Here is a 24,321-nt window from a genome sequence, read left to right as displayed (position 1 = left end):
TCTTAAAATTAAGCGTTACCTTTTGCTTTTTTGATTACCTCTTCTGAAATATTAGAAGGTGTTTCTGCATAATGAGAAAACTCCATTGTAGATGTTGCTCTACCAGACGATAATGTTCTTAATGTAGTAACATAACCAAACATCTCAGCTAATGGCACATCTGCCTTAATAGTTTTCGCTCCGTTTCTATCACCCATATCATTAACCTGACCTCTACGACGGTTCAAGTCACCTACGATATCACCCATGTTTTCTTCAGGAGTAATAACTTCGATTTTCATGATTGGTTCTAAGATAACAGCTCCAGCAGCTTTACCAGACTCTTTATAACCCATTCTTGCAGCTAATTCAAAAGAAAGAGCATCAGAATCTACAGGGTGGAAAGATCCATCCAATAAAGTTACTTTCAAACTATCAACAGCATATCCAGCCAAAGGTCCAGTTTTCATAGCTTCACGGAAACCTTTTTCAACTGCAGGAATATACTCTTTAGGAACGTTACCTCCTTTTACCTCATTCACAAACTGTAATCCAACAGGAACTTTACCATCAACTTCATCAGCAGGCTCTATTCTAAATACGATATCACCGAATTTACCACGACCTCCTGATTGTTTTTTGTAAGTTTCTCTATGTTGAGCAGATCTTGTAAACGCTTCTTTATACTCTACTTGTGGTTCACCTTGATTAACCTCTACTTTAAACTCACGTTTCATACGATCAACTAAGATATCCAAGTGAAGCTCACCCATACCAGAAATAATAGTTTGACCAGAAGCCTCATCAGTTCTAACTGTAAATGTTGGATCTTCTTCTGCTAATTTAGCCAAAGCCATACCCATCTTATCAACGTCAGCTTTAGTTTTTGGCTCAATAGCGATACCAATTACAGGATCTGGGAATTTCATAGATTCCAAGATAATTGGATTCTTTTCATCAGAAAGAGTATCCCCTGTTTTAATATCTTTAAAACCTACAGCAGCTCCAATATCTCCAGCCTCAATAAATTCGATTGGATTTTGTTTGTTAGCGTGCATTTGGTAGATACGAGAAATTCTTTCTTTATTACCAGAACGAGTATTTAAAACATAAGAACCAGCATCTAAACGTCCAGAATATGCACGGAAGAAAGCTAAACGACCTACGAATGGGTCAGTAGCAATTTTAAATGCTAAAGCAGCAAACGGCTCTTTAACATCTGGTCTACGTAAAATTTTCTTTTGATCTTCTTCTAATAAATCAGCATCGTCAGGGTGAATTCCCTCAATACCTTCTTTATCTAATGGAGATGGTAAATACTTACAAACAGCATCTAACATAAATTGAACTCCTTTATTTTTAAAAGAAGAACCAGCAAGCATAGGAATAATTGCCATATCAATAGTAGCAGCTCTTAACGCATTGTTGATTTCTTCCTCTGTAATAGAGTTTTCATCTTCCATGTATTTATCTAAAAGATTTTCATCATAAGTAGCAATCTCTTCGATAAGAATAGAACGATAGTGCTTTACATCATCAACCATATCCGCTGGAATATCAACGATATCAAAAGTAGCCCCTTGAGTTTCATCATGCCATACAATAGCTTGGTTTTTCACTAAGTCAACAATACCTTTAAAATCAGCTTCATCACCAATAGGTAAAGTAATTGCAACCGCATTCGATTTCAACATATCTTTCACCTGTCCGCATACAGCTAAGAAGTTAGCACCTTGACGGTCCATTTTATTTACGAATCCCATACGAGGAACTCTATATTGATCTGCAAGTCTCCAGTTAGTCTCAGATTGAGGCTCAACACCATCAACAGCACTAAATAAGAAAACTAAACCATCAAGTACACGTAAAGAACGGTTTACCTCTACAGTAAAGTCAACGTGTCCAGGAGTATCAATAATATTAAAGTGGTAAGGTAATGACTCCGGAAGAACTTTACCTTGCTCAGTTGGAAAATTCCAAGTACAAGTTGTAGCAGCAGAAGTAATTGTAATACCTCTCTCCTGTTCTTGTGCCATCCAGTCCATTGTTGCAGCACCATCGTGCACCTCACCAATTTTATGTGACTTTCCAGTATAAAAAAGAATACGCTCAGTTGTTGTTGTTTTACCAGCATCAATGTGAGCCGCGATCCCGATATTTCTTGTATATTTTAAATCTCTAGCCATTTCTTACGAATTAAAATCTAAAGTGAGAGAATGCCTTATTAGCTTCTGCCATTTTGTGAGTATCCATTCTTTTTTTAACCGCAGCACCTTCTTCTTTAGCAGCAGCTAAACACTCTGACGCTAAACGTTGTGCCATAGATTTTTCATTTCTTCTTCTTGCATAAAGTATTAACCACTTCATTGCCATAGAAATTTTTCTGTCTGGACGAATCTGCATTGGGATTTGGAATGTAGCTCCACCAACTCTACGACTACGTACTTCAACGTGAGGCATAACATTAGTTAACGCATCTTTCCAAATTTCTAATGAAGTTTTCTCTGAATCCTGCTTTTTAGATTCAATGATATCAATTGCATCATAAAATACTTTAAAAGCTGTAGATTTCTTACCATCCCACATTAAGTTGTTCACAAAACGCGTTACCAATTGGTCGTTAAACCTTGGATCCGGTAAAAGTGGTCTTTTCTTTGCCGCTCTTTTTCTCATGTCTTTTTCTTAAAAGTTTTTAAATTACTTTTTTGCTTCTTTTGGGCGTTTAGCACCGTACTTAGATCTTCTTTGCGTTCTTCCTGCAACACCTGACGTATCAAGCGCTCCACGAACGATATGATATCTAACACCTGGTAAATCTTTTACCCTTCCGCCTCTAACTAATACTATCGAGTGCTCTTGTAGATTGTGTCCTTCTCCAGGAATGTAAGCATTCACCTCATTACCATTTGTCAAACGTACACGCGCAACTTTACGCATTGCAGAGTTTGGTTTTTTTGGTGTAGTAGTGTAAACACGCGTACAAACCCCTCTTCTTTGAGGACAAGAATCTAAAGCAACCGATTTACTCTTCTTAGTTATCTGAGTTCTTCCTGTTCTTACTAATTGTTGAATTGTTGGCATAATTAATACTAAAAATTAATATGATATTAAATTCCCGCTTTTTACGGGGTTGCAAATGTATAAAATAAATTTCAGTATACAAACGTTAATCTATTAATTTTCAACAAGATTATTTAATTGTATGTTTTTACAAACAAACAATAGATATTTGCATTACGTTTAATTAGATAAAATTCTTCAATTGAAACAGTTTTTACAAGCATTGTTTTTTCTTCTACTAAGCTTTTCAGCTTATGGCCAAAATTTTTATTTAAAAATAAACGGATTAAATATTCAACAAACCAAAATTATTGACTCTCTAAATTACAAATCCTCTCACTCTAATATAAAGTCACTTTTTAACGAAATCAAAAGCACCTCAATTCAACTTTCAAAAAAAGGTTTTTTGGACAATAAAATACTAGAAACCAAACAAATAAACGACAGTACTTATCTATCTGTTTTTGATCTAAAAAAGAGGGTAAAATATATACATATATATATAGGTATAAAAAATGATTTTTTTAAATCAGAAAAAGAACAAAATGACACTTTAATTCTAGCATATAACGAAATTGAAAACTATTTAACGCAAAAAACACTTAGCACCGAAAAAGCAGGTTTTGCCTTCAGTAAGATCAAGCTTAAAAATATCCAAAGAAAGGATTCGATAATTTATGCCGACTTAAATTTTGAATCTGAAAAAAAAAGAAGCGTAAATTCAATTATTCTTAATTACACAAATAACAATCACAGGGATTTTTTCCCTGAAGGACACCTGAAACAACTCAATAAAAAATATATAAACAAAACATTCAATCAAGAAGTAACTAAACAACTTTATGAAGACATAAATAGTTTTGAATTTGTTTCTCAAACAAAATATCCAGAAATTCTTTTCACAAAAAATTCAACTAAAATTTATACGTATATAGAAAAAAGAAAAGCAAATACGTTTGACGGCTATATTGGGTTTTCAAACGACGAAAACAAAAAAGTAACACTAAATGGATATTTAGACATTCTTTTAATCAATACGATTCATGCCGGAGAACAATTTTCATTATATTGGAAAAGCGATGGAAATCAACAAAAAACTTTTAACACGAGACTCGAAATTCCATACATCTTTAAAACTTCTCTCGGAATAAAAGCTCAACTAAATATCTTCAAACAAGACAGTACATTTCAAAATACAAAAACCGCTATTGATCTTGGTTATTATATAAATTACAATTCTAAAATATATTTAGGATATCAAGCTACAGAGTCTAGTGACATTCAAAACACAAACAATAGCATAATAAGCGATTTCAACAATTCATATTTAACCTCTACTTATGAGTACAAAAAATTAGATTACAACAACACCTTAATGCAAAAAAAAGCTTTCTTAAACTCATTAATTGGTTTCGGAAAAAGAGACACCAATAACGATTTAGAAACAGCCGGATCAAGCAAGCAATTTTATGTAAATCTAAACGCAGGCTACAATTTTGAACTCAACACTAAAAATTACATTAACATAAATTCACAAAATTTTTATTTGCATAGCAAAAATTACATCTCGAACGAATTATTTCGTTTCGGAGGATTTAAGTCAATAAGAGGCTTTTTAGAAAACAGCCTTCAGGCAAATTTTACATCCAGCATTCTTACAGAGTATCGATATGTAGTTTCATCAAATCTTTATATCAATTCAATACTTGACTATGGAATATATCAAGACCTGACAAGTGTTTCGAATCCAAACCGAATAAAAAAATTAATAGGAATTGGAATTGGAGCATCAATACTAACTCCAAACGGATTAATAAATATTAACCTTACAAATGGAGCCAACAAAACACAGGAATTACAATTATATAACACTATCATAAACATATGTTATAATGTTAAATTTTGACCTTTAACGAAAAAAAAAAATATTTTACTAGGAAAGTTAACAAATTATTAAGAGTTTTGCGATACTAATTCAAAATATTTAAAAATGAAACTAAAGTTCAATGGATTCTTAGTACTTTTATTAGTACTAGTTGCGCAACTTTCTTTTGCGCAAGAAAGAGCTGTTTCGGGAACAGTTTCTGACAATGCAGGAATGCCTCTTCCAGGTGTTAGTGTAATAGTCAAAGGAACTAAATCCGGAACACAAACCGATTTTGATGGTAAATATTCTATCAAAGCTTCATCAAGCCAAATTTTGGTATTTAGCTACATTGGGATGAAAACTCAAGAGATAGCTGCAACTTCATCAACAGTTAACGTAAAATTAGCTGGAGATGCACAAGAACTTGAAAGCGTTGTTGTAACAACAGCTTTAGGTGTTAAAAGAGAGAAAAAATCTCTTGGTTATGCAACACAAGAGGTTAAAGGGGGAGATTTAAGAAATGGTACTGCAAGTGGTAACTTCTTAAACGAACTTTCTGGTAAAGTTGCCGGAGTTAACGTAAGAAGAAATACTAACTTTGGTGGTTCTACAAGTGCTATCTCTCGTGGGGTTAAAGCGATCAATCAAAGTAATGAGATGCTTATTGTAATTGACGGTATGCCAATTAACAATGCTAACAATACTAACGATGGTACAGTAGCTCAATCTAGAGGTGCTCAAGGTTATGACTACGGAAATAATGGTATGGACATCAATCCTGAGGATATCGAAAGTGTGAACGTATTAAAAGGTGCTGCTGCATCTGCATTATACGGATATCTTGCTGGAAATGGGGTTTTAATGATTACTACTAAAAAAGGTAAAGCAAAAAGAGGTTTAGGTATTACTGTTTCATCTGAAGTTGTTACTGGAGTAATTGACAAAAGTACTTTTACTAAATATCAAAAACAATATGGAGCTGGATACGGTGCTTCTTTTGACACTACACAAGATATTGATGGTGATGGTGTAAACGATAGAGTTGTATACATGGGAGATGATGCTTCTGTAGGAGCTGCTTTTGACCCATCATTAAATGTTTACCAATGGGATGCTTTCTCTGCATATCCAGGAAACAACAATTACGGAAAAAAAACTGCTTGGGTTGGAGCTAAAAATGATCCAACTTCATTCTTCAAAAATTCTTTATCATTAGTAAATACTATCTCATTCGAAGATGGTAATGATAAAACGAATGTTGTGTTCAATTACACTAACACTAAACAAACTGGTGTTATGCCAAATAGTGAAATAAACAAAAATAACTTCAGTTTAAAATTGAATCACCAATTTACTGACAGATTATCTTTGAGTACTTTTGCTAACTTCTCAAATCAAGCTACAGTTGGTAGAAACATGACTGGATACAGTGACAACTTAGTTTCTGGATTCCGTCAATGGTGGCAAACTAACGTAGACTTGAAACAATTAGAGCAAGCTTACAATGCTTCAGGAGGACAAAACATCACTTGGAACAGAACATCTGCTTCTAATGGATTCCCTGCTTACTGGAACAACCCTTATTTTGATCGTTACAAAAACTATCAAAATGACAGCAGAAACCGTTTTGTAGGTTATGCTAACTTAACTTATAAAATTGCTGACTGGTTATCTGCAACAGCAAAAATATCTACAGATACATATGCTGAGCTTCGTGAAGAAAGATTAGCTGTAGGTTCTGTTGGAAAAACTTTCGGTATCAATGCTTTCACTGAAACTTCAGGATACCAAAGATATAATGGTAACTTCTCTGAGCAGAACTACGATTTATTACTTAACTTCAAACATAACTTTGGTGAAAACTTTAGTTTAACTGGAGTATTAGGAGGAACTGTAAGAAGAAATTACTTCAATCAAATTACTGCTTCTACTGAAGGAGGACTTATTGTACCAGGTCTTTACAGCTTAGACAACTCTGTATCTGGAAGCCCATTCCCTTATGAAAGAGAAACTAAAACTGGAGTAAACAGTTACTTTGCTTCTGTTTCGTTAGGTTACTTAGATCAATTCTTTATTGATGCTACATCAAGAAGAGATGCATTCTCTCAATTACCACAAGGTGATAACTCATTGTTCAGTAACTCGATTTCTGGTAGCTGGGTTTTCACAAAAGCAGTTGATGCAAGCTGGTTAACTTTTGGTAAAATTAGAGGAGGTTATTCTGAGAGCCCACTTGGAACTCCAACATTGGCTTTAGTTGACACTTATACTAAAATCAACTCTTTCAATGGACAACAACAATATTCTGTTAACTCTACAAAAAACAATCCTAACTTAAAACCTATCAAAACTGAAACTGAAGAGATTGGTCTTGAGATGCAATTCTTGAACAGAAGAGTTGGTTTTGACGTGAGTTTATACAAAAATACTAATGACGGAGAGGCTATTCCAGTTCCTTATTCAACTTCAACTGGATACTCAACTCGTTACGTAAATGCTGCAACTATCCAAAATAAAGGTATCGAGGTGCAATTTAATGCAACTCCTATCAAAACAAATGATTTTGCTTGGGATATTACAGTTAACTGGTCTAAAAACGAAAACAAAGTAATCGCTTTAGCTGATGGTGTTCAAAACTTATTAATTGGAGGTTCATACCCTGGAGGTGTTACTTTAAATGCTGTTGTTGGAAAACCTTTCGGAGTTCTAAAAGGAACAGATTATACATATACTGCTGATGGTCAAAAAATTGTTAACCCAACAACAGGAAGATATGTAATCAATACATCTACAAACAATATCATTGGAGATATCAACCCAGATTGGATTGGTGGTATCCGTAACAAATTCTCATACAAAAGTCTTTCTTTCAGCTTCTTAATTGACATGAAAAAAGGAGGAGATATCTTCTCTACTGACCAATGGTATGGAGTTGGAACAGGTTTAACTGACGAAACAGCAGGTTTAAACGATCTTGGAAATCCAAAAAGAAATTCAGTTGCTACTGGTGGTGGTATAATCAACCCAGGAGTTTATGCTGACGGTACTCCAAACACTACAAGAACTGCTTATTCAACTGGTGGAGCTATCACAAATGCTTATTCTAACGGACCAAGAAGTCAATATGTTTATGATGCTGGTTTCATCAAATTAAGAGAGGTTAACATTACTTATACATTACCAACTTCATTAGTACAAAAAATCAAATTGGTAGATGCAAAAATCTCACTTATTGGATCTAACTTATGGATAATCGACAAGAACCTTCCAGATGCTGACCCAGAAAGTGGTTTAGGATCTAATATTGGATCTGCAGGTTTATCTATCGGATCTCTTCCAACCACTAGAAACATTGGTTGCAACTTAACAATAAAATTCTAAGCTATGAAAAATAGACTGCTTATATTAATACCGCTTTTATCCTTGTTTGCTACATCATGTACTGATGATATCACTGGATTAAACACGGACACTAAACGTCCTACTTACACTCAGCCTGAATACTTATTTACTAATGCTGAACATGCGATGGTAGACCAAGTAACAAGCACTTCTGTTAACTTTAACGTTTTCAGATTATTTGCTCAACAATGGACAGAAGTTCAATATCCACAAGAAAGTCAGTACGATTTAACAGGACGTACAATTCCTGATACTCACTGGACTACATATTACCGTGATGTACTAAAAGATTACAAAGAAGCTAGACAAATTTTAGTTGATTCTAAAGCTTCGTATACTGGTGCACCAGAAGGTTTAGTTGTTATCAACAATAAAATTGCTGTAATTGATATCCTAACTGCATATACTTATGGAATTTTAGTTGATACATTTGGAGATGTTCCTTATTCAGAAGCTTTGGATATCTTAAACCATCCACTACCTAAATATGATGATGCTCAAACAATTTACAGAGATCTTATCTCTAAATTAACAACAGCATCAAATGCTTTAGACGCAAGTGAAGATAGTTTTGGTGATGCTGATTTGATTTACCATGGAGACGTAGCAAAATGGGCTAAATTTGCAAATTCACTACGTTTAAGAATGGCAATCAATATGCATGATGTTGATGCTGCTTATGCTTCAACTCAAGCTTTAGCAGCAATTGCTGATGGCATTATCACTTCAAGAGCTGATGGTACTTATATGGTTTATGCTTCAACTCAACCAAATGCTAACCCGTTATATGTTGATTTAGTTGCATCTGGCCGTAATGACTTTATTCCAGCAGACACATTTGTAAACAAATTAAATGCTCTTAGTGACCCAAGAAGACCTCAATATTTTACTGAATACCCAGCTGGTTCAGGTTTATACAAAGGTGGAGTGTACGGAGCAATTAATACTTACGATGCATTCTCTCACTTAACAGAAACAATTAAAGACCCAACATATCCAGGTGTATTATTTACATACTCAGAAGTAGAGTTTTTATTAGCTGAGGCAGCTGAAAGAGGTATTGCTGTTGGTGGTACTGCAGCTTCTCACTACAATGCAGCTATTACAGCTTCTATGTTAGATTGGGGTGTAGCACCTGCTGATATCGCTACGTACTTATTAAGACCTGATGTAGCTTATGCTACTGCAACAGGAACTTGGAAACAAAAAATCGGAGAACAATCATGGATCGCTTTATTCAACAGAGGATTTGAAGCTTGGACTTCTTACAGAAGACTAGACTACCCTGCTTTACAAGTACCTGCTGTAACTTATGGTGATATCACTGAAGTTCCAAAACGTTATTCTTACCCTAACAGAGAGCAAACTCTTAATGCTACTAATTTACAAGCTGCAGTAGCTAAATTAGGTAACAATAATGTTACTACTAAAATTTTCTGGGATAAACAATAATTTTATTCTAAAATTAAATACTAAAAGCCACTCCGTTCATTCGGAGTGGTTTTTTTTTATATAAACATTATACCTATATTTGCGCTATGGAAAAAGAACATCAAATATTTGGTATTAGAGCCATTATAGAAGCAATACAAGCGGGTCAGGAAGTTGACAAAGTATTTATACAAAAAGAAATTTCCGGAGAATTAATGAAAGACTTAATGAAGGTAATGAAACGTGCCAACATTAATTTCTCTTATGTACCTGTCGAAAAATTAAACAGATTAACACCAAATAATCACCAAGGTGCCGTTGCAACAATTTCACCAATTGGATTTATTGATATTGAACATTTAGTTGAATCAACTCTTGCTTCCGGATCAAAACCATTATTTTTAATATTAGATCAAATTTCCGATGCAAGAAATTTTGGTGCGATAATACGAACTGCTGAATGTACCGGAGTTAATGGAATCATTATACAAAAAGCAGGTTCTGCTCCTGTCAATGGTGACACCGTAAAAACTTCTGCCGGTGCAGTATTTAATGTTCCTATTTGCAAAGTCGAGCATATCAAAGACGCAATATTCTACCTACAAGGCTCTGGAATAAAAACAGTAGCAGCTACTGAAAAAACAGATCAAAATATTTACGATTTAACTTTAAATGAGCCTTTAGCAATTATTATGGGATCTGAAGATAGAGGTATCAACCCTTCTGTTCTTAAAATCGTAGATGAAAAAGCAAAATTACCAATGTTTGGTTCAATAGGATCTCTTAACGTATCTGTTGCTTGTGGTGCGTTTTTATATGAAGCTGTTCGCCAGCGAAATTAAATAACACACGAATTAGGATTGACAAATAAATAACTAATTTTTATGTCTTTAAAACCTAATCATATCTTACTACAAAAAAAAGCAAATCTAATACTTGTAGCGATTTTGTTTACAAGTATTGGCTATTGCCAAACTACACATTACAATCAATTTTGGGGAGAAATTCAATTTAATCGGACTATAAACAAAAAATGGTCAACTGAATTAAATTTAGGAACAAACTACAGCAGTACTGAATCGTCTGCTAATATATTTGAACAAAATACACAAAGATCTTTTAGAGCGTGGGGGCACTATTATCTAACTCCCCGCTGGAAACTATCATCATTCATTGCTTATTTTAATAATAAAGATGTTCCCGAAATTGGTCAGTTTGAATCACCAGAATGGAGGTTTGCATTACAAGCTATTTATTATTTTCACAAAACAGGATATACATTAAGTACGAGACTAAGAGCTGAACTTCGGCAGATGAAGAACGAAGATGATAATTATGAAAATGTAATTCGTTATCGTCAGCAGATAAAATATTTACAACCTATCAACAGCAAAGTACTCAGATCTGGGGTAATATACGGAGTAGTTTCTGATGAAGTATTTTTTAAATCAGGAACAAAAGTCACAGGACTAAGCTTTTTTGACAGAAACAGAGTAAATATAGGTGCAGGTTATTTGTTTTCTGATGATATTCAAATCGAAATCACATATGCAAACGAATATCTTCCGAGAGATAATGAAAATAAAATCATAAACGCTGCATCACTTACACTTAGCTTTAATAATCTTTTTAAGAATCTAAATAAAAAGTTTTTACACAAAACTGAGACAATAACCGAAGATTAACATCTCTATTTTTCCTCTTTTTTTAAAAAGCATGCAAGCTGTTTTATAATCTCGTCTTTATGCAGTTTAAAATTGTAATCACGAATAAATTCAGTTCCTTTCATATTAATTGACGCAACAACTGCTTCAAATTTAGAAAAAGCTTCAATATCTTTATTATTTATCAAATATAAGACCTGCATAATTGAATCATTTTGAAAATATTGTGTATCATAATGCGGCAACTTATACTCTTCATTATTTGCCAAATGAATAATTAAATCATCTGTTATTTTTTTTCCAACTTTTTTTTCAGGAAATGGTATCGGCTGCAAAGCCACAAAATAATTCTCTTTATCTGTTACAATGTTAATTTTTAACGATTTAGATTTTGTAGTGTAAAAAACAGCAGGATCAAAATAATAAACCATCGAGCCATCTGCAAGCACTCTGTTTTTGATATCACACTGTGCAAAAGCCTCAATAGCTGTTAAAATCAAAATTGTTAAGAAAAACTTTTTCATGATACAATTAGATATTAATTCCTATAACAAAATTAATCATTTTACTTAACAACTAAACATTATCATCTGATTCTCTTTTGGTTACAATATAATTAACTTCAATAGTTGAGTTAAAATACGAATCAGAATTCTGTCCTTCCTCCTCTTCGACTTCTGTATTAACAAAATTTCCGTTTTCATCAAAATGTTTCATAAACGAATCTTGCTGCGGATCAAAATCCGGCTTCTGCCAATCGTAAAGTATTGGCTTTGTATATTCAGGTGTTTTATAATATACAGAAAGTCCAAATCCGGTTATAAATCCAGCTAAATGTCCCTCCCAGGAAATTTTGACATCTACATCCGGAAAAACATACCAAATCATACCGCCATAAAGCAAAATAACAGAAAGTGAAAGCGCCACAAGACGATAGTATTTTGTTTGAATTCCTTTAAAAAATATAAAACTTACCAAAACATAAATTAATCCGCTCGCGCCAATATGAAAATTTGCCCGGCCAATAATCCATGTTATTAATCCTGAAAATAAAATTCCGTAACCAATAACAGCAAATGTTTGTTTTGGATAAAAAAATTGCATTGCCGCCATCAATACCAAAAGCGGAATTGAATTATTATATAAATGTTCTAAATTTTCATGAATAAAAGGACTGAATAAAACTCCTTGCAAACCCGAAAAATCTCTCGGATAAATACCGTGTTGATAAAAATCAAAATCAAATCGAATCTGCATCCAATAAATAATCCATAAAAAAAGCACAAAAAATAATGGAAGGCCAATTACTGCATTTGAAAATTTAAAGTGGTTATCATTCATAAAACTCAATTTTGATTATACAACTGTCATCAAAAAACTATCCAAACAAAAATTACTGATAATTTGTCAGCCAATACATTTATGTTAAATGTTAATCATAAAACAGTATATCACTTTTCATATAATAAATTTTAGACATGAAAGTAGTAATTTTACAAAATGGAAGCACCTTTAGCAGAGCGTATTCGCCCACAGAAACTAGAAGATTATATCAGTCAGAGTCACTTAGTTGGCCCAAATGGCTCGTTGACCCAGCAAATTTCGAGAGGGATAATTCCTTCACTTATTTTTTGGGGGCCACCCGGAACAGGAAAGACAACTCTGGCTCAAATTATCGCGCAGGAATCTAAACGCCCTTTTTATGAATTAAGCGCTATAAATTCTGGTGTAAAAGATATTCGTGATGTAATTGAAAAAGCGAAACAAAGCGGAGGATTGTTTACTGCAAAAAATCCGATTTTGTTTATTGATGAGATTCATCGTTTTAGCAAATCACAACAAGATTCTTTATTAGCCGCTGTCGAAAAAGGATGGATAACACTAATTGGTGCAACAACCGAAAACCCAAGTTTTGAGGTCATTCCCGCATTATTATCCCGCAGTCAGGTATATATCTTAAATGCTTTTACAAAAGATGATTTAGAAGCTTTATTGCATCGCGCAATGAAGATTGATAAAGAACTTGCATCAAAAAATATAACTTTAAAAGAAACTGAAGCTCTGCTACGACTTTCTGGCGGTGACGGAAGAAAATTACTTAATATTTTTGAACTTGTTGTAAATGCTTCCGCAAATGATGAAATCGTAATAACAAACGATCGAGTTCTTGAATTAGTACAGCAAAATACTGTTTTGTATGACAAAACAGGAGAACAGCATTATGACATAGTTTCTGCATTTATAAAATCTATCAGAGGAAGTGATCCAAACGGTGCCGTATATTGGCTGGCAAGAATGATTGAAGGCGGCGAAGATGTAAAATTTATTGCCCGAAGAATGTTGATTTTATCAAGTGAAGATATAGGAAATGCCAATCCAACTGCTTTTATTATGGCAAATAATACCTTTCAGGCCGTATCAACAATTGGATATCCGGAAAGCCGTATCATTTTGAGCCAATGTGCCATTTATCTGGCAACATCGCCAAAAAGCAATGCATCCTATATGGCAATAGGAAATGCACAGCAACTGGTAAAACAAACTGGAGATTTACCAGTTCCAATTCATTTACGAAATGCTCCAACAAAACTGATGAAAGAATTGGGTTATGGTGAAGATTATAAATATTCACATGACTATGCAAACAATTTTGCTGAACAAGAATTTTTACCCGATGCTATAAAAGAAACGGTTCTTTACAATCCGGGAAGCAATTCCAGAGAGAACAGCAACCGCGAATTTTTAAAGAACCGTTGGAAAGATAAATACGGATATTAAACCGAATTATATTTTAAAATTTTACTGAGATTTTTTCTGAAACCAATTTATCATTTTGGTAATACTCAAAATACCACTGATTATCTTTTGCGTTTAAAGAACCTTGAATTCCGTCTTTAATAGCTATAAAAGAATCAGGACGTGACGTTTTTAATAATTTCATTACCACTTTCGGTGTTTTGTCAATCAATTGATAACCATTTTCTGTTGGCTGTGCATATAATAAATTTGGATCTGATAGATTAGCCACAGGTTTTTCTTCAATTGGAGTATTGGCAACCGCAGTAACAGGTACAGCGGCTTGTGTAACATTTGAAGAAACTGTAGAAACAGATTTTCCACTGTATGCATAATGCAATGCGATTACAGATACAAACGCATTTTCAAGACTTTCTTTATAGGCAACTTCATAATCTTTTTCTCTGCTTTTTCCAGTTTCAGAAGTGTAAATCACTTTTCCGTAGCAATCTTTAAACTGAATAAAAAGCTTTGTTACTAAAAATGCATTGTCTTTTTTAACATCAATATACAAAAGTTCACATCTGTCAAATCCAGCCGGAATTTGCTCATTTGTATAAAAAGCCTGAAATCCTGCTTTTAGCAAATTTGATTTTGTTAAAGTAGCTAATCTATACTGATTTTCAGTTTTAATAAAATCATATTTTAAAGGAATTATCACAGCTTTGTAATCATTAACAGATTGTGAAAATCCAATGAAAGAGCAAAGAAGAAGAGCCAATAAAGCTTTTAGTTTCATAATTATAAATATTTTTTTAGTTCTAGTAAATGGTTAATTTGTTTAAAATTTTCTGGGACTTCAATATTTCTTATATTAAAGAAAATAGCGTCAAGCCCGGCATTTAAAGCACCGTTAACATCTGCATCAAGATCGTCTCCAATCATAATACTGTTCTCTTTTGATGCCTGAGCCAAATTGACAGCATAATCAAAGATAATACTATTTGGTTTTTTAACACCGGCTAATTCAGAATTTGTAATTGTACTAAAATAACCTCCAAGAGCAGCATTATTAATTTTCTTGGTTTGAACATTTGCAAAGCCGTTTGTGATAATATGAAGCTTATATTTTGGTTTTAAATATTCTAAAACTTCAATTGCACCGTCAAAAAGATAATTATTATCGGTCAGAAATTCAATATAATCATTGGCAATCTGATTTATATTTTCATCTGATATTGCATAATTTAAAGCATCAAAAGAAAACTTTAATCGGTTGTAACGCAATTCCTGATGTGTAATTTGATCATTTTGATACAAGCGCCAGCATTCCTGATTTATGGGAACATATTTTTCGATAAAATCCTGAATTTTAATTTCTCCAAAGTTATTCTTAAAAATGCGATCAAAAGCCATTTCTGAATTTTTATCAAAATCCCAAAGTGTATGATCTAAATCAAAAAAAATGTCTGTAATGTTGGTATTCATAGATTAAAATGTTCCTTCATCTACAAAACTATAATATTTTGTTTCAGTAATAATCAAATGATCTAAAACTTTAACATCTAAAACCTCACCTGCTGTTTTCATTTTCTTAGTGATTTGTCTGTCAGCATCACTTGGATTTAAATTGCCAGATGGGTGATTGTGACACAAAATCAATCCTGTAGCTCCATTTTCGAGTGCTAATTTAAAAACAAGCCGGGTATCAACAATAGTTCCCGAAATTCCACCTTTGCTCAATTGCGATTTAGAAATGACTTTATTCGAATTATTAAGAAAAAGCACCCAAAATTCTTCATGAGATAATTCGCCAATGATAGGCTGCATAATTTCAAAAGCAATTTTGCTTGATGTTATTTTTGACAACTCTATCTTATCTTCTGCCCTTCTTCTACGCCCTAATTCTAAAGCTGCAATAATTGTAATCGCTTTAGCTTCACCAATTCCTTTAAATTGCATCAATTGAGAAATAGACATTTTCCCTAAAGAATTTAGATTTCCCGCACTAGCTAAAATTCGCTGACTTAATGCAACAGCAGATTCATTTCGATTGCCAGAACCAATTAAAATAGCCATCAATTCAGCATCACTTAAAGCAACTTTTCCCTTAAGCATTAATTTTTCCCTTGGCTTATCATCGTCTGACCAATTAGTAATAGGGAAATTTGAAGTTTTCATTTAAAATAAAATTTAATTATTTGAAGAAAAACATTCCTCTTAATCTTCATGGCGAATATATTAAAAAATAAGAAAAATATTACTTTAAATAAATTTGGAAATTTCAATAAAAAAATGTGCCAGCTGCAAAAAGCAATTGACACATTCATTAATTTTCAAATTGACTAATCCTTATTCAATCAATTGTTTTACTTCGTCAAAATTTAAACCACCGTAATTTCCTGAACTCATTAATAAGAGTGCAGAATTATCAAGATTTAAGTTGAATAAATATTCTTTAAACTCAGCTGGATTAGTATAAATAATTAAATCTTTTCTATTGAATGAAGTTGCAATTTGCTTATAAGTAACTTCTTCCAATTGTTTAATTTTTACAGCATCGGGAGAATAAAATACAACGGCAACATCAGCATATTCTAATGCTCCTTCGTACTCTTTCAAAAACTCAGCATTTAAACTACTATATGTATGCAATTCTAAACAAGCGACCAAAGTTCTGTTTGGATATTGTTCTTTTACAGCTTTAGTTGTTGCGGCTACTTTACTTGGCGAATGCGCAAAATCTTTATAGGCAACTTTCCCTTTTCCTTCGGCAATTTTTTCTAAACGTTTAGATGCGCCTTTAAAACTTGCAATTGCTTCATAAAAATCAGCTTCGTCAACGCCCATATTTTGGCAGATCCATTTTGCTCCGGCAAGATTATTCAAATTGTGAGCACCAAAAACTTCGATTGGCATATCACCTTCCGGTGTTTTTAATAAAGTTATACCATCAGCAACCGAATATTCCGGAGTACTGTAAGGTAATTTTCGAATTGGGTTTGTCGCAGCCTCAGAAACTCGTTTTACTTCGGGGTCATTTTCATTATAAACTAAAATACCGCCGTTTGTAATTTTAGAAATAAAGATCTCAAATTGCTCCACATAATTTTCATAAGTTGGAAACACATTAATGTGATCCCAGGCAATTCCGGAAATCAAAGCAATATTTGGTTGATACAAATGAAACTTCGGACGACGATCTATTGGCGATGATAAATATTCATCTCCTTCCAAAACCATAAAATCATTTTCTTCTGTCAAGTGAACCATCGTATCAAAACCTGCTAATTGCGCACCAACCATATAATCAACTTCAATATTATGGTAATGCATAACGTGCAAAATCATCGAAGTAATGGTAGTTTTTCCGTGAGAACCTCCAATAACTACACGAGTTTTATTTTTCGATTGTTCGTATAAAAATTCCGGGTATGAATAAATTTTCAATCCTAATTCCTGCGCTTTCAACAATTCTGGATTATCAGCTTTAGCATGCATTCCAAGAATTATGGCGTCAATGTCGGCAGTAATTTTTTCAGGAAACCAGCCCATTTCTGCAGGCAGAATTCCTTTTTTTTCTAATCTTGATTTTGAAGGTTCAAAAATAGCATCATCACTTCCTGTAACCTGATATCCTTTATTATGTAATGCCAATGCAAGATTGTGCATAGCGCTTCCGCCTATAGCGATGAAATGTGTTTTCATTTAAAATGTTTAATCGTTAAACTGTTCAATCGGTTAATCGAAATAACTAATAAAACTCAATAATTATTTTTCAAAAATAAGGAAATATAAAATGTGTTATTTCCTTTTATAGATAAATTAGTAACAAAAAAACCCGACATGTTTTTAAAATCAGTCGGGTTTAATATTTATAATAGAATTGAAAAATTATTTCACAATCGTCAATTCATCAATAATATTTTTAGCACCAGCATATTTATCGATAATCCAAAGTACATAACGAATATCAACATTGATCGTTCTTTGTAATTTAGAGTCAAAAATAACATCTCCTGCCATAGCTTCGATATTTCCGTCGAAAGCAAGACCAATTAACTCTCCTTTTCCATTAAGAACCGGCGAACCAGAATTTCCTCCTGTAATATCATTATCTGTCAAAAAGTTTACCGGCATATAACCTGCTTTATCAGCATATTGTCCAAAATCTTTTGCTTTGTTTAATTCTAACAAACGTTTTGGTAAATCAAATTCCTGATCTCCTGCTTTATACTTTTTAACCATACTTTCCATAGTTGTATAGTTATTAATTGCTGCATCGTTGCGAGGATCAGCAGGTAAAGCGCGAACTTTTCCATAAGTTAATCTCAAAGTTGAGTTAGCATCCGGATACTGAATTGCATTTAATTTTGATTCTCTCAAACCTTCAACAAGTTCACGGTAAGCTGTTGCAAAACCATCATCAGCTTTTGCCTGATCATCTGTTTTAGCACGATATTTAGTCACTAAATCATTAGAAATAATATACAAAGGATCGTGTACAATTGCCAATGGTTTTGGATCAGCCATAAAAGCCAATATTTTTTCTTTAGTTGTAAAATAACTTACTTCGGTTGCTTTTTCTACATCAGCAGTAAAATCACCATTATTGGCAGTTTTCATTTTTGCAACCTCTGGAGCAAGTCCATATTCAGCAGCTTTAGAAGCATATAAATTCAATTGTGCTGTTAATACATCTTTTTCAAGCGGAGCATAAAAATTACCATAAATATTGTCAATCATTTTATTGATCTTTGGCAGCAGCTCAGCTTTCTTTGCATCATTTTCCTTAAAGTATGCAATTAATTCATTTCCTAAATTTGCCGGATTTGCAGCATAACTAGAAGTACGTAAAACTTGCGTTAGGTAATTATCGTGACGCGCTTTTAAATTAGTTTCTCTGTAATAATCGTTAATAGTTGGAATTACATTTTCATACTTTTCTTTATTTGCCGGTTTACTTGCCCACTCATAAAATTTATCTTCCTGCGCTGATTTTGTATCTACCGTTCCTGCTTTTGTTAAAGCATCGATCATACCCTGACGGTTTTTCCAGTAATTAGCTGTAGAAGCATATTTAGATGCATATTGCAAACGAACTGCAACATCTTTATCCATATACTTTTTCATTACATCCATTCCGGTTTTTGCACCTTCAACCCATGCAGGATATGCATATTTTATGTTTTGCTCAATTCCACCAGCCGGCATCCAACGGTTAGTTCTTCCAGGATAACCTAAAATCATAGCAAAATCATTTTCTTTTACACCTTTTAAACTTACTGGTAAATAATGTTTTGGTTTTAAAGGCACATTATCTTTTGAGTAAGCAGCCGGATTACCGTCTTTATCAGCATAAACTCTAAACATAGAGAAATCTCCTGTTTGGCGAGGCCATTCCCAGTTATCTGTATCTCCTCCAAATTTACCAACACTTTCCGGCGGCGTTCCCACTAAACGTACATCTGTATAATCTTGGTAAACAAAATAGTAATATTCATTTCCTTGAAAGAAAGGACGAACAGAAACTGTGTATTTCCCGTTTTCGCTATTTTCTTTTTCAATTATAGCGATTTCCTGCTGAATGATTTTATTTCTTTCTGTTTCTGTCATTGTATCATTTACTTTAGACAAAATTCTTTTAGAAACATCATCCATACGAACGAAGAAACGAACATATAGAGATTTTGGTTTCATCTCGGCACTTTTATCTTTTGCCCAGAAACCATCTTTCAAATAGTTTTGTTCTGCAGTTGAAAGTTCTGCAATCGCATTATACCCACAATGGTGATTTGTTAATACTAAACCGCTGTTAGAAACGATTTCAGCAGTACAACCGCCATTAAATTGTACAATCGCATCTTTTAAACTATGATGATTGATACTATAAATTTCTTCGGCTGTCAATTGCAAGCCCATTTTTTCCATATCTCTATGGTTCAATCTTTCGATAAACATCAAAAACCACATTCCTTCATCGGCTCTCACAGGAAAAGCCATTAGGCACATGGTCAAGAATAAAACTATTTTTTTCATGTTATTTTGTTTAAGTTATGCGAATATAACTCATTTCCGCAAAAAAAATAATCATTTCAGTCAAAAACAAAACATATTAAATAAATACGAATATGATTTTGCGAAATTCATAATTTATCAAAAAAGGAAAATTATTAGAATATTAAAAAATAAAAAACAATTAAAGTTATAAAACTTCAGATTAAATAAAATTTTAATTCTAAAATTTAAAAGTAATTGTAAAAATTAACTTTCAATAATAAAAAAATAAATTAATCTATTTCTTACAAAATAATAATTCCTTTAATTTGCCATTCTAATTAAAAAAATAAAAATGAAAAAATTATTAGTTGCAGTTGTTCTATTAGTGACAACTATGGTGAGTGCTCAAAAGAACTCAATTTTATTAGGTGGAAATGTTGGATTTGGTTCAGAAAAAATCGGTGAAAGCAAAACAGAAGGATTTGAATTTTCTCCAAAAGTAGGATATCAGTTTTCTGAAAAATGGACTTTAGGAGTTGAAGGTTCTATTTTAAACTATAAAGAATCTAATTCTAAGAGAGAAGAAGCGTATAAAGTTGGTGTTTTTACACGTTACTCAGTGCCTCTTTCTGACTTATTCTCTTTTTACGCTGATTTAGGAGCCGGATATCAGGAAAGAAGTATTGACAAAACTAAAGGAGTTTATGCTGGTTTAACTCCGGCTTTATTCATCAATATGAAAAGAGGATTTGGTTTAAATTTCTCTATTGGAGGAATCAGTTACGATAATCTTAGCGGAAAAGAAGTAGCAAGAGAGCAGCGTTTCGGTTTTAATTTCGGAAAAACTGTAAACATTGGAATTTCTAAAAACTTCGGATTATAATTACATAGGATTTAAGTTAAAAAGTAGAATCCTAAATACTTTTTGTTTTTTCGCACAAGAAGTAAAAAACCCGACAATATAAATTGTCGGGTTTTATATTTAATAATGAAAAAACGTTTTATTCGTTTAGCATTTTCCAAAGTTTATCTTTCAAATCTGTTAAACCTTGCTGAGCAACAGACGAAATAAGCATGTATGGAACATCTTTAAAAGTAACATCTAATTCAGCTTTTAATTCTGCTTTAAGTTCATCGTCAAGCATATCGCATTTTGAAATAACCAAAAGACGTTCTTTATCAAGCATTTCAGGATTGTATTTTGTCAATTCATTAACCAAAATATCATATTCTGCTCTAATATCCGGCGTATCAACCGGAACTAAAAATAGTAAGGTTGAGTTTCGTTCAATATGACGCAGGAAATAATGTCCCAAACCTTTTCCTTCTGCAGCGCCTTCAATGATTCCAGGAATATCGGCAATTACAAAAGACTGAAAATCCCTGTAAGCTACAATTCCTAAATTTGGTTTTAAGGTCGTAAAAGGATAATCGGCAATTTTAGGTTTTGCAGAAGTTAAAACAGATAATAAAGTAGATTTTCCAGCATTTGGAAAACCAACCAGACCAACATCTGCCAAAACTTTAAGTTCCAGAATAACATCCATTTCAATTCCAAGTAAACCCGGCTGTGCATAACGAGGTGTTTGGTTTGTTGAACTTCTAAAATGCCAGTTTCCTAAACCTCCCTTTCCTCCTTTTGCCAGAATCTTTTTTTCTCCGTCTTCGGTAATTTCAAAAAGTACTTCTCCCGTTTCTTTGTCTTTTACAACAGTTCCCAGCGGTACTTCAATAATTTTATCTTCACCATCAGCACCAGTACTTCTGTCTGAACCTCCATCTCCACCGTGTCCGGCTTTAATATGACGCGCAAATTTTAAGTGAAATAATGTCCAGAGTCCTTTATTCCCAACTAAATACACATGTCCTCCGCGACCACCATCACCACCGTCGGGACCACCTTTTTCAATAAATTTCTCTCTATGTAAATGCGTTGATCCTTTTCCTCCTTTTCCGGAAGAAACATATATCTTAACGTAATCTACAAAATTTCCTTCTGTCATTGTTTTTGTTTATGTAAAGTTTCAGGTTTCAGGTTTCAAGTTCCAAGTTTGCGCAATGCAATAACATGAAACTTGAAACTTTAAACATGAAACAAAATTCTCTCTACTCTTTAAGCGCTTTCACCAAAACTTTATCAATCTTAACGCCATCCATGTCGACAACTTCTAAAATGAATTTTTGCCAAACTAACTTTTCTCCTTCTTTTGGGATATGCGAAAGCTCGGTCATAATCATTCCGCTTACGGTGTTTACTTCGTAATCGTTTGTTAATTCATCTAACTCAAAATAAGTTAAGAAATCATGCAATGAATAATGTCCGTCTACCAGCCATGAACCGTCTTCTCTTTCTACAAGCTGAAATTCGTCTTTGTAAAACTCAGAAGCATCTCCCACTAAAGCTTCTAAAATATCATTCAAAGTAATTAAACCTTGAAAAACTCCATATTCATCTGAAACTAAAGCATAATGAATTCCGGTTTTTTTGAAATTTTCCAAAGCTTTATAAGCTGTTGTCTGTTCCATTAAATACGGAGCTTCAGATATTATGGATGAAAAATCGAAATTGTCATTTTCAATATTTGCAAATATATTTTTCAAAGTTACAACTCCAACAATATCATCATAATTATCATTGTAAACCGGATAAACGGTATGTAAATCCTGAACTACTAATTCTTTTATCTTAGCTCTGTCTGCATTTAAAGGAAGCATATCAACCGATTTGCGGTGTGTCATCAGCGAACTTACTTTTCTGTCTCCAATATGAAAAACACGCTCCACGATATCCTGCTCAATTTCCTGTACTTCACCAACCTCGGTTCCTTCTTTAATGATGGCTTTAATTTCTTCCTCAGTAACCTTTCCGTCTGCAGTTGGTTTTATCTGTAAAATATTTAATAAAAATTCTGTAGAAGATGTGAGTAACCAAATAAATGGTGCCGTAATAATTGAAATTACTTTCATTGGCATAGCAACCATTTTTGCAATCGCTTCAGGATAATTAAGCCCTATACGTTTTGGAAGCAATTCTCCTAAAACTAAAGAGAAAAACGTTAAAACCACAACCACAATTCCTACTGCAATTGAATGCGCATAAGGTTTTAATGCTGCAAAACCTGCAACAAAAACCTCAACATCGGCAGTAATTTTATCGCCTGAATATATACCTGTCAAAATTCCTATTAAGGTAATTCCGATTTGTACCGTTGATAAAAATTTATTTGGAGAATTAGCCAGATCAAGCGCAGTTTTGGCACTTTTGTTTCCTTTTTTTGCTGCGGTTTCCAGTCTATTTTTTCGAGCCGAAATCAATGCAATTTCAGACATCGAGAAAACTCCATTTAATAGTATTAGAAAAAATATTATTAGTATTTCCAATGTTTAGTAGATTCGTTATTTGTTTGGTTCGTTATAAGTATTAAATGTTCTTATTCTTTTTTAAGCCTGATTCCTAATACTTAAAGGAAATGAAAGCTTAGAAAAAACTAATTTTTCTACCCAGAAAAACATTTACTTATAAAAAGCACATTTTTATGAATAGAAAAATAGTTTTTTATTGTCCCGAAATCATCGGGAAGCTTTTACAAATTATCAATAACTGACGTTAATCTTTCTGTAATTTGTTCAATAGTTCCAATACCGTCTACGGCATAAAACTTGTTTTGATCTTTATAATATCCAATTAATGGAGCTGTTTTTTCGTTGTATTCCTGATATCTCACACGGATTTTTTCTTCGTCCTGATCGTCAGCTCTTCCACTTGTTTTCCCTCTTTCAAGTAAACGTTTTACCAAAATTTCGTCGTCAGCTTCTAAAGCAATTGTTGCTGTTACGCTTGAACCAATTGTTGGCAAAAATTTATCTAAAGCCTCAGCCTGATCTAAAGTTCTTGGATATCCGTCGAATAAAAATCCTGCACTATCCGGGTGTTTTTTTACTTCGTCAATTAACATTGCAGTTGTTACTTCGCAAGGAACTAATTCTCCGTTGTCCATAAAAACTCTTGCTTTTTTACCTAGTTCAGTATCGTTTTTTAAATTAAAACGAAAAATATCTCCAGTAGAAAGGTGTGTTAAATTATATTTTTCTTTTAAAAATTCTGCCTGAGTTCCTTTTCCTGCTCCAGGCTTTCCAAATAAAACAATGTTAATCATAATACGTTTGAGTTGTGACTTCTTA

General features: G+C 33.2%; 20 protein-coding genes. 7 read left to right on the top strand and 13 right to left on the bottom strand.

The features are described from left to right. Positions 1-8 precede the first annotated feature (8 nt). From fusA to rpsL, 3 genes are read right to left on the bottom strand one after another with little or no spacing between them, the layout of a single operon-like run. Positions 9-2,165, bottom strand: coding sequence for an elongation factor G (gene fusA, locus BUC29_RS20395; RefSeq protein ID WP_073418342.1), 2,157 nt, complete (start codon positions 2,163-2,165; stop codon positions 9-11). Positions 2,166-2,175: 10 nt separating this feature from the next. After that, positions 2,176-2,652: a 30S ribosomal protein S7 gene (gene rpsG / locus BUC29_RS20390; RefSeq protein WP_073418340.1), complete on the bottom strand. Its 477-nt coding sequence runs from the start codon at positions 2,650-2,652 to the stop codon at positions 2,176-2,178. A gap of 24 nt (positions 2,653-2,676) precedes the next feature. Further along, positions 2,677-3,060 carry a 30S ribosomal protein S12 gene (gene rpsL, locus BUC29_RS20385; RefSeq protein WP_007136570.1) on the bottom strand — a complete coding sequence of 128 codons (384 nt, stop codon included), beginning with the start codon at positions 3,058-3,060 and terminating at the stop codon, positions 2,677-2,679. A 385-nt stretch (positions 3,061-3,445) separates the two neighbouring features. Between rpsL and BUC29_RS20380 the strand changes: the two genes are divergently transcribed. The 5 genes from BUC29_RS20380 to BUC29_RS20360 all read left to right on the top strand — a co-directional run bounded on the left by BUC29_RS20380 (position 3,446) and on the right by BUC29_RS20360 (position 11,424). Beyond that, on the top strand, positions 3,446-4,945 hold the full coding sequence (locus BUC29_RS20380) for a BamA/TamA family outer membrane protein (RefSeq protein ID WP_244160858.1): 1,500 nt from the start codon (positions 3,446-3,448) through the stop codon (positions 4,943-4,945). Positions 4,946-5,029: 84 nt separating this feature from the next. Continuing rightward, complete coding sequence (locus BUC29_RS20375) at positions 5,030-8,287, top strand: SusC/RagA family TonB-linked outer membrane protein (RefSeq protein ID WP_073418336.1); 3,258 nt, start codon at positions 5,030-5,032, stop codon at positions 8,285-8,287. Between the two features lie 3 nt (positions 8,288-8,290). Next, positions 8,291-9,760 carry a SusD/RagB family nutrient-binding outer membrane lipoprotein gene (locus BUC29_RS20370; protein WP_073418334.1) on the top strand — a complete coding sequence of 490 codons (1,470 nt, stop codon included), beginning with the start codon at positions 8,291-8,293 and terminating at the stop codon, positions 9,758-9,760. Between the two features lie 86 nt (positions 9,761-9,846). Next, the gene (gene rlmB, locus BUC29_RS20365) at positions 9,847-10,581 is read left to right on the top strand and encodes a 23S rRNA (guanosine(2251)-2'-O)-methyltransferase RlmB (protein WP_073418332.1); all 735 of its coding nucleotides are present in this window, start codon (positions 9,847-9,849) and stop codon (positions 10,579-10,581) included. A gap of 42 nt (positions 10,582-10,623) precedes the next feature. Beyond that, positions 10,624-11,424 carry a DUF2490 domain-containing protein gene (locus BUC29_RS20360; protein ID WP_073418330.1) on the top strand — a complete coding sequence of 267 codons (801 nt, stop codon included), beginning with the start codon at positions 10,624-10,626 and terminating at the stop codon, positions 11,422-11,424. A 5-nt stretch (positions 11,425-11,429) separates the two neighbouring features. On the opposite strand, the gene BUC29_RS20355 is transcribed toward BUC29_RS20360, so the two are convergent. Both BUC29_RS20355 and BUC29_RS20350 read right to left on the bottom strand, forming a co-directional pair. After that, positions 11,430-11,927, bottom strand: coding sequence for a hypothetical protein (locus BUC29_RS20355; RefSeq protein ID WP_073418328.1), 498 nt, complete (start codon positions 11,925-11,927; stop codon positions 11,430-11,432). A 52-nt stretch (positions 11,928-11,979) separates the two neighbouring features. Beyond that, positions 11,980-12,744, bottom strand: a complete 765-nt coding sequence (locus BUC29_RS20350) for a rhomboid family intramembrane serine protease (protein WP_073418326.1) — start codon at positions 12,742-12,744, stop codon at positions 11,980-11,982. Between the two features lie 159 nt (positions 12,745-12,903). Between BUC29_RS20350 and BUC29_RS20345 the strand changes: the two genes are divergently transcribed. Then, complete coding sequence (locus BUC29_RS20345) at positions 12,904-14,181, top strand: replication-associated recombination protein A (protein ID WP_073418324.1); 1,278 nt, start codon at positions 12,904-12,906, stop codon at positions 14,179-14,181. 13 nt (positions 14,182-14,194) lie between these two features. Here BUC29_RS20345 and BUC29_RS20340 read toward each other — a convergent pair whose 3' ends face one another. From BUC29_RS20340 to BUC29_RS20320, 5 genes are all read right to left on the bottom strand, one after another. Beyond that, complete coding sequence (locus BUC29_RS20340; RefSeq protein ID WP_073418322.1) at positions 14,195-14,938, bottom strand: hypothetical protein; 744 nt, start codon at positions 14,936-14,938, stop codon at positions 14,195-14,197. A gap of 2 nt (positions 14,939-14,940) precedes the next feature. After that, on the bottom strand, positions 14,941-15,627 hold the full coding sequence (locus tag BUC29_RS20335; protein WP_073418320.1) for a YjjG family noncanonical pyrimidine nucleotidase: 687 nt from the start codon (positions 15,625-15,627) through the stop codon (positions 14,941-14,943). 3 nt (positions 15,628-15,630) lie between these two features. Then, positions 15,631-16,320: a RadC family protein gene (gene radC, locus BUC29_RS20330; protein WP_073418318.1), complete on the bottom strand. Its 690-nt coding sequence runs from the start codon at positions 16,318-16,320 to the stop codon at positions 15,631-15,633. A 171-nt stretch (positions 16,321-16,491) separates the two neighbouring features. Beyond that, positions 16,492-17,847 carry a UDP-N-acetylmuramate--L-alanine ligase gene (locus BUC29_RS20325; RefSeq protein WP_073418316.1) on the bottom strand — a complete coding sequence of 452 codons (1,356 nt, stop codon included), beginning with the start codon at positions 17,845-17,847 and terminating at the stop codon, positions 16,492-16,494. 186 nt (positions 17,848-18,033) lie between these two features. Continuing rightward, entirely contained in the window at positions 18,034-20,178 is a 2,145-nt protein-coding gene (locus BUC29_RS20320) for a S46 family peptidase (RefSeq protein WP_073418314.1), read from the bottom strand. A gap of 313 nt (positions 20,179-20,491) precedes the next feature. On the opposite strand from BUC29_RS20320, the gene BUC29_RS20315 reads away from it, so the two are divergent. After that, a complete protein-coding gene (locus BUC29_RS20315) occupies positions 20,492-21,022 on the top strand; it encodes an outer membrane beta-barrel protein (RefSeq protein ID WP_073418313.1) in 531 nt (176 codons plus the stop codon). A gap of 118 nt (positions 21,023-21,140) precedes the next feature. Here the strand turns inward: BUC29_RS20315 and obgE are convergent, their stop codons facing one another. From obgE to BUC29_RS20300, 3 genes are all read right to left on the bottom strand, one after another. Beyond that, positions 21,141-22,142, bottom strand: a complete 1,002-nt coding sequence (obgE, locus tag BUC29_RS20310; protein ID WP_073418311.1) for a GTPase ObgE — start codon at positions 22,140-22,142, stop codon at positions 21,141-21,143. 103 nt (positions 22,143-22,245) lie between these two features. After that, the gene (locus BUC29_RS20305; protein ID WP_073418309.1) at positions 22,246-23,520 is read right to left on the bottom strand and encodes a hemolysin family protein; all 1,275 of its coding nucleotides are present in this window, start codon (positions 23,518-23,520) and stop codon (positions 22,246-22,248) included. Positions 23,521-23,723: 203 nt separating this feature from the next. Then, on the bottom strand, positions 23,724-24,296 hold the full coding sequence (locus BUC29_RS20300) for an adenylate kinase (RefSeq protein ID WP_073418307.1): 573 nt from the start codon (positions 24,294-24,296) through the stop codon (positions 23,724-23,726). Positions 24,297-24,321 lie beyond the last annotated feature (25 nt).

This window comes from Flavobacterium defluvii, from assembly GCF_900129555.1.
GTDB lineage: Bacteria > Bacteroidota > Bacteroidia > Flavobacteriales > Flavobacteriaceae > Flavobacterium > Flavobacterium defluvii.
Note: the sequence above shows the minus strand (reverse complement) of the source record. Positions and strands in the feature narration are given on the sequence as shown.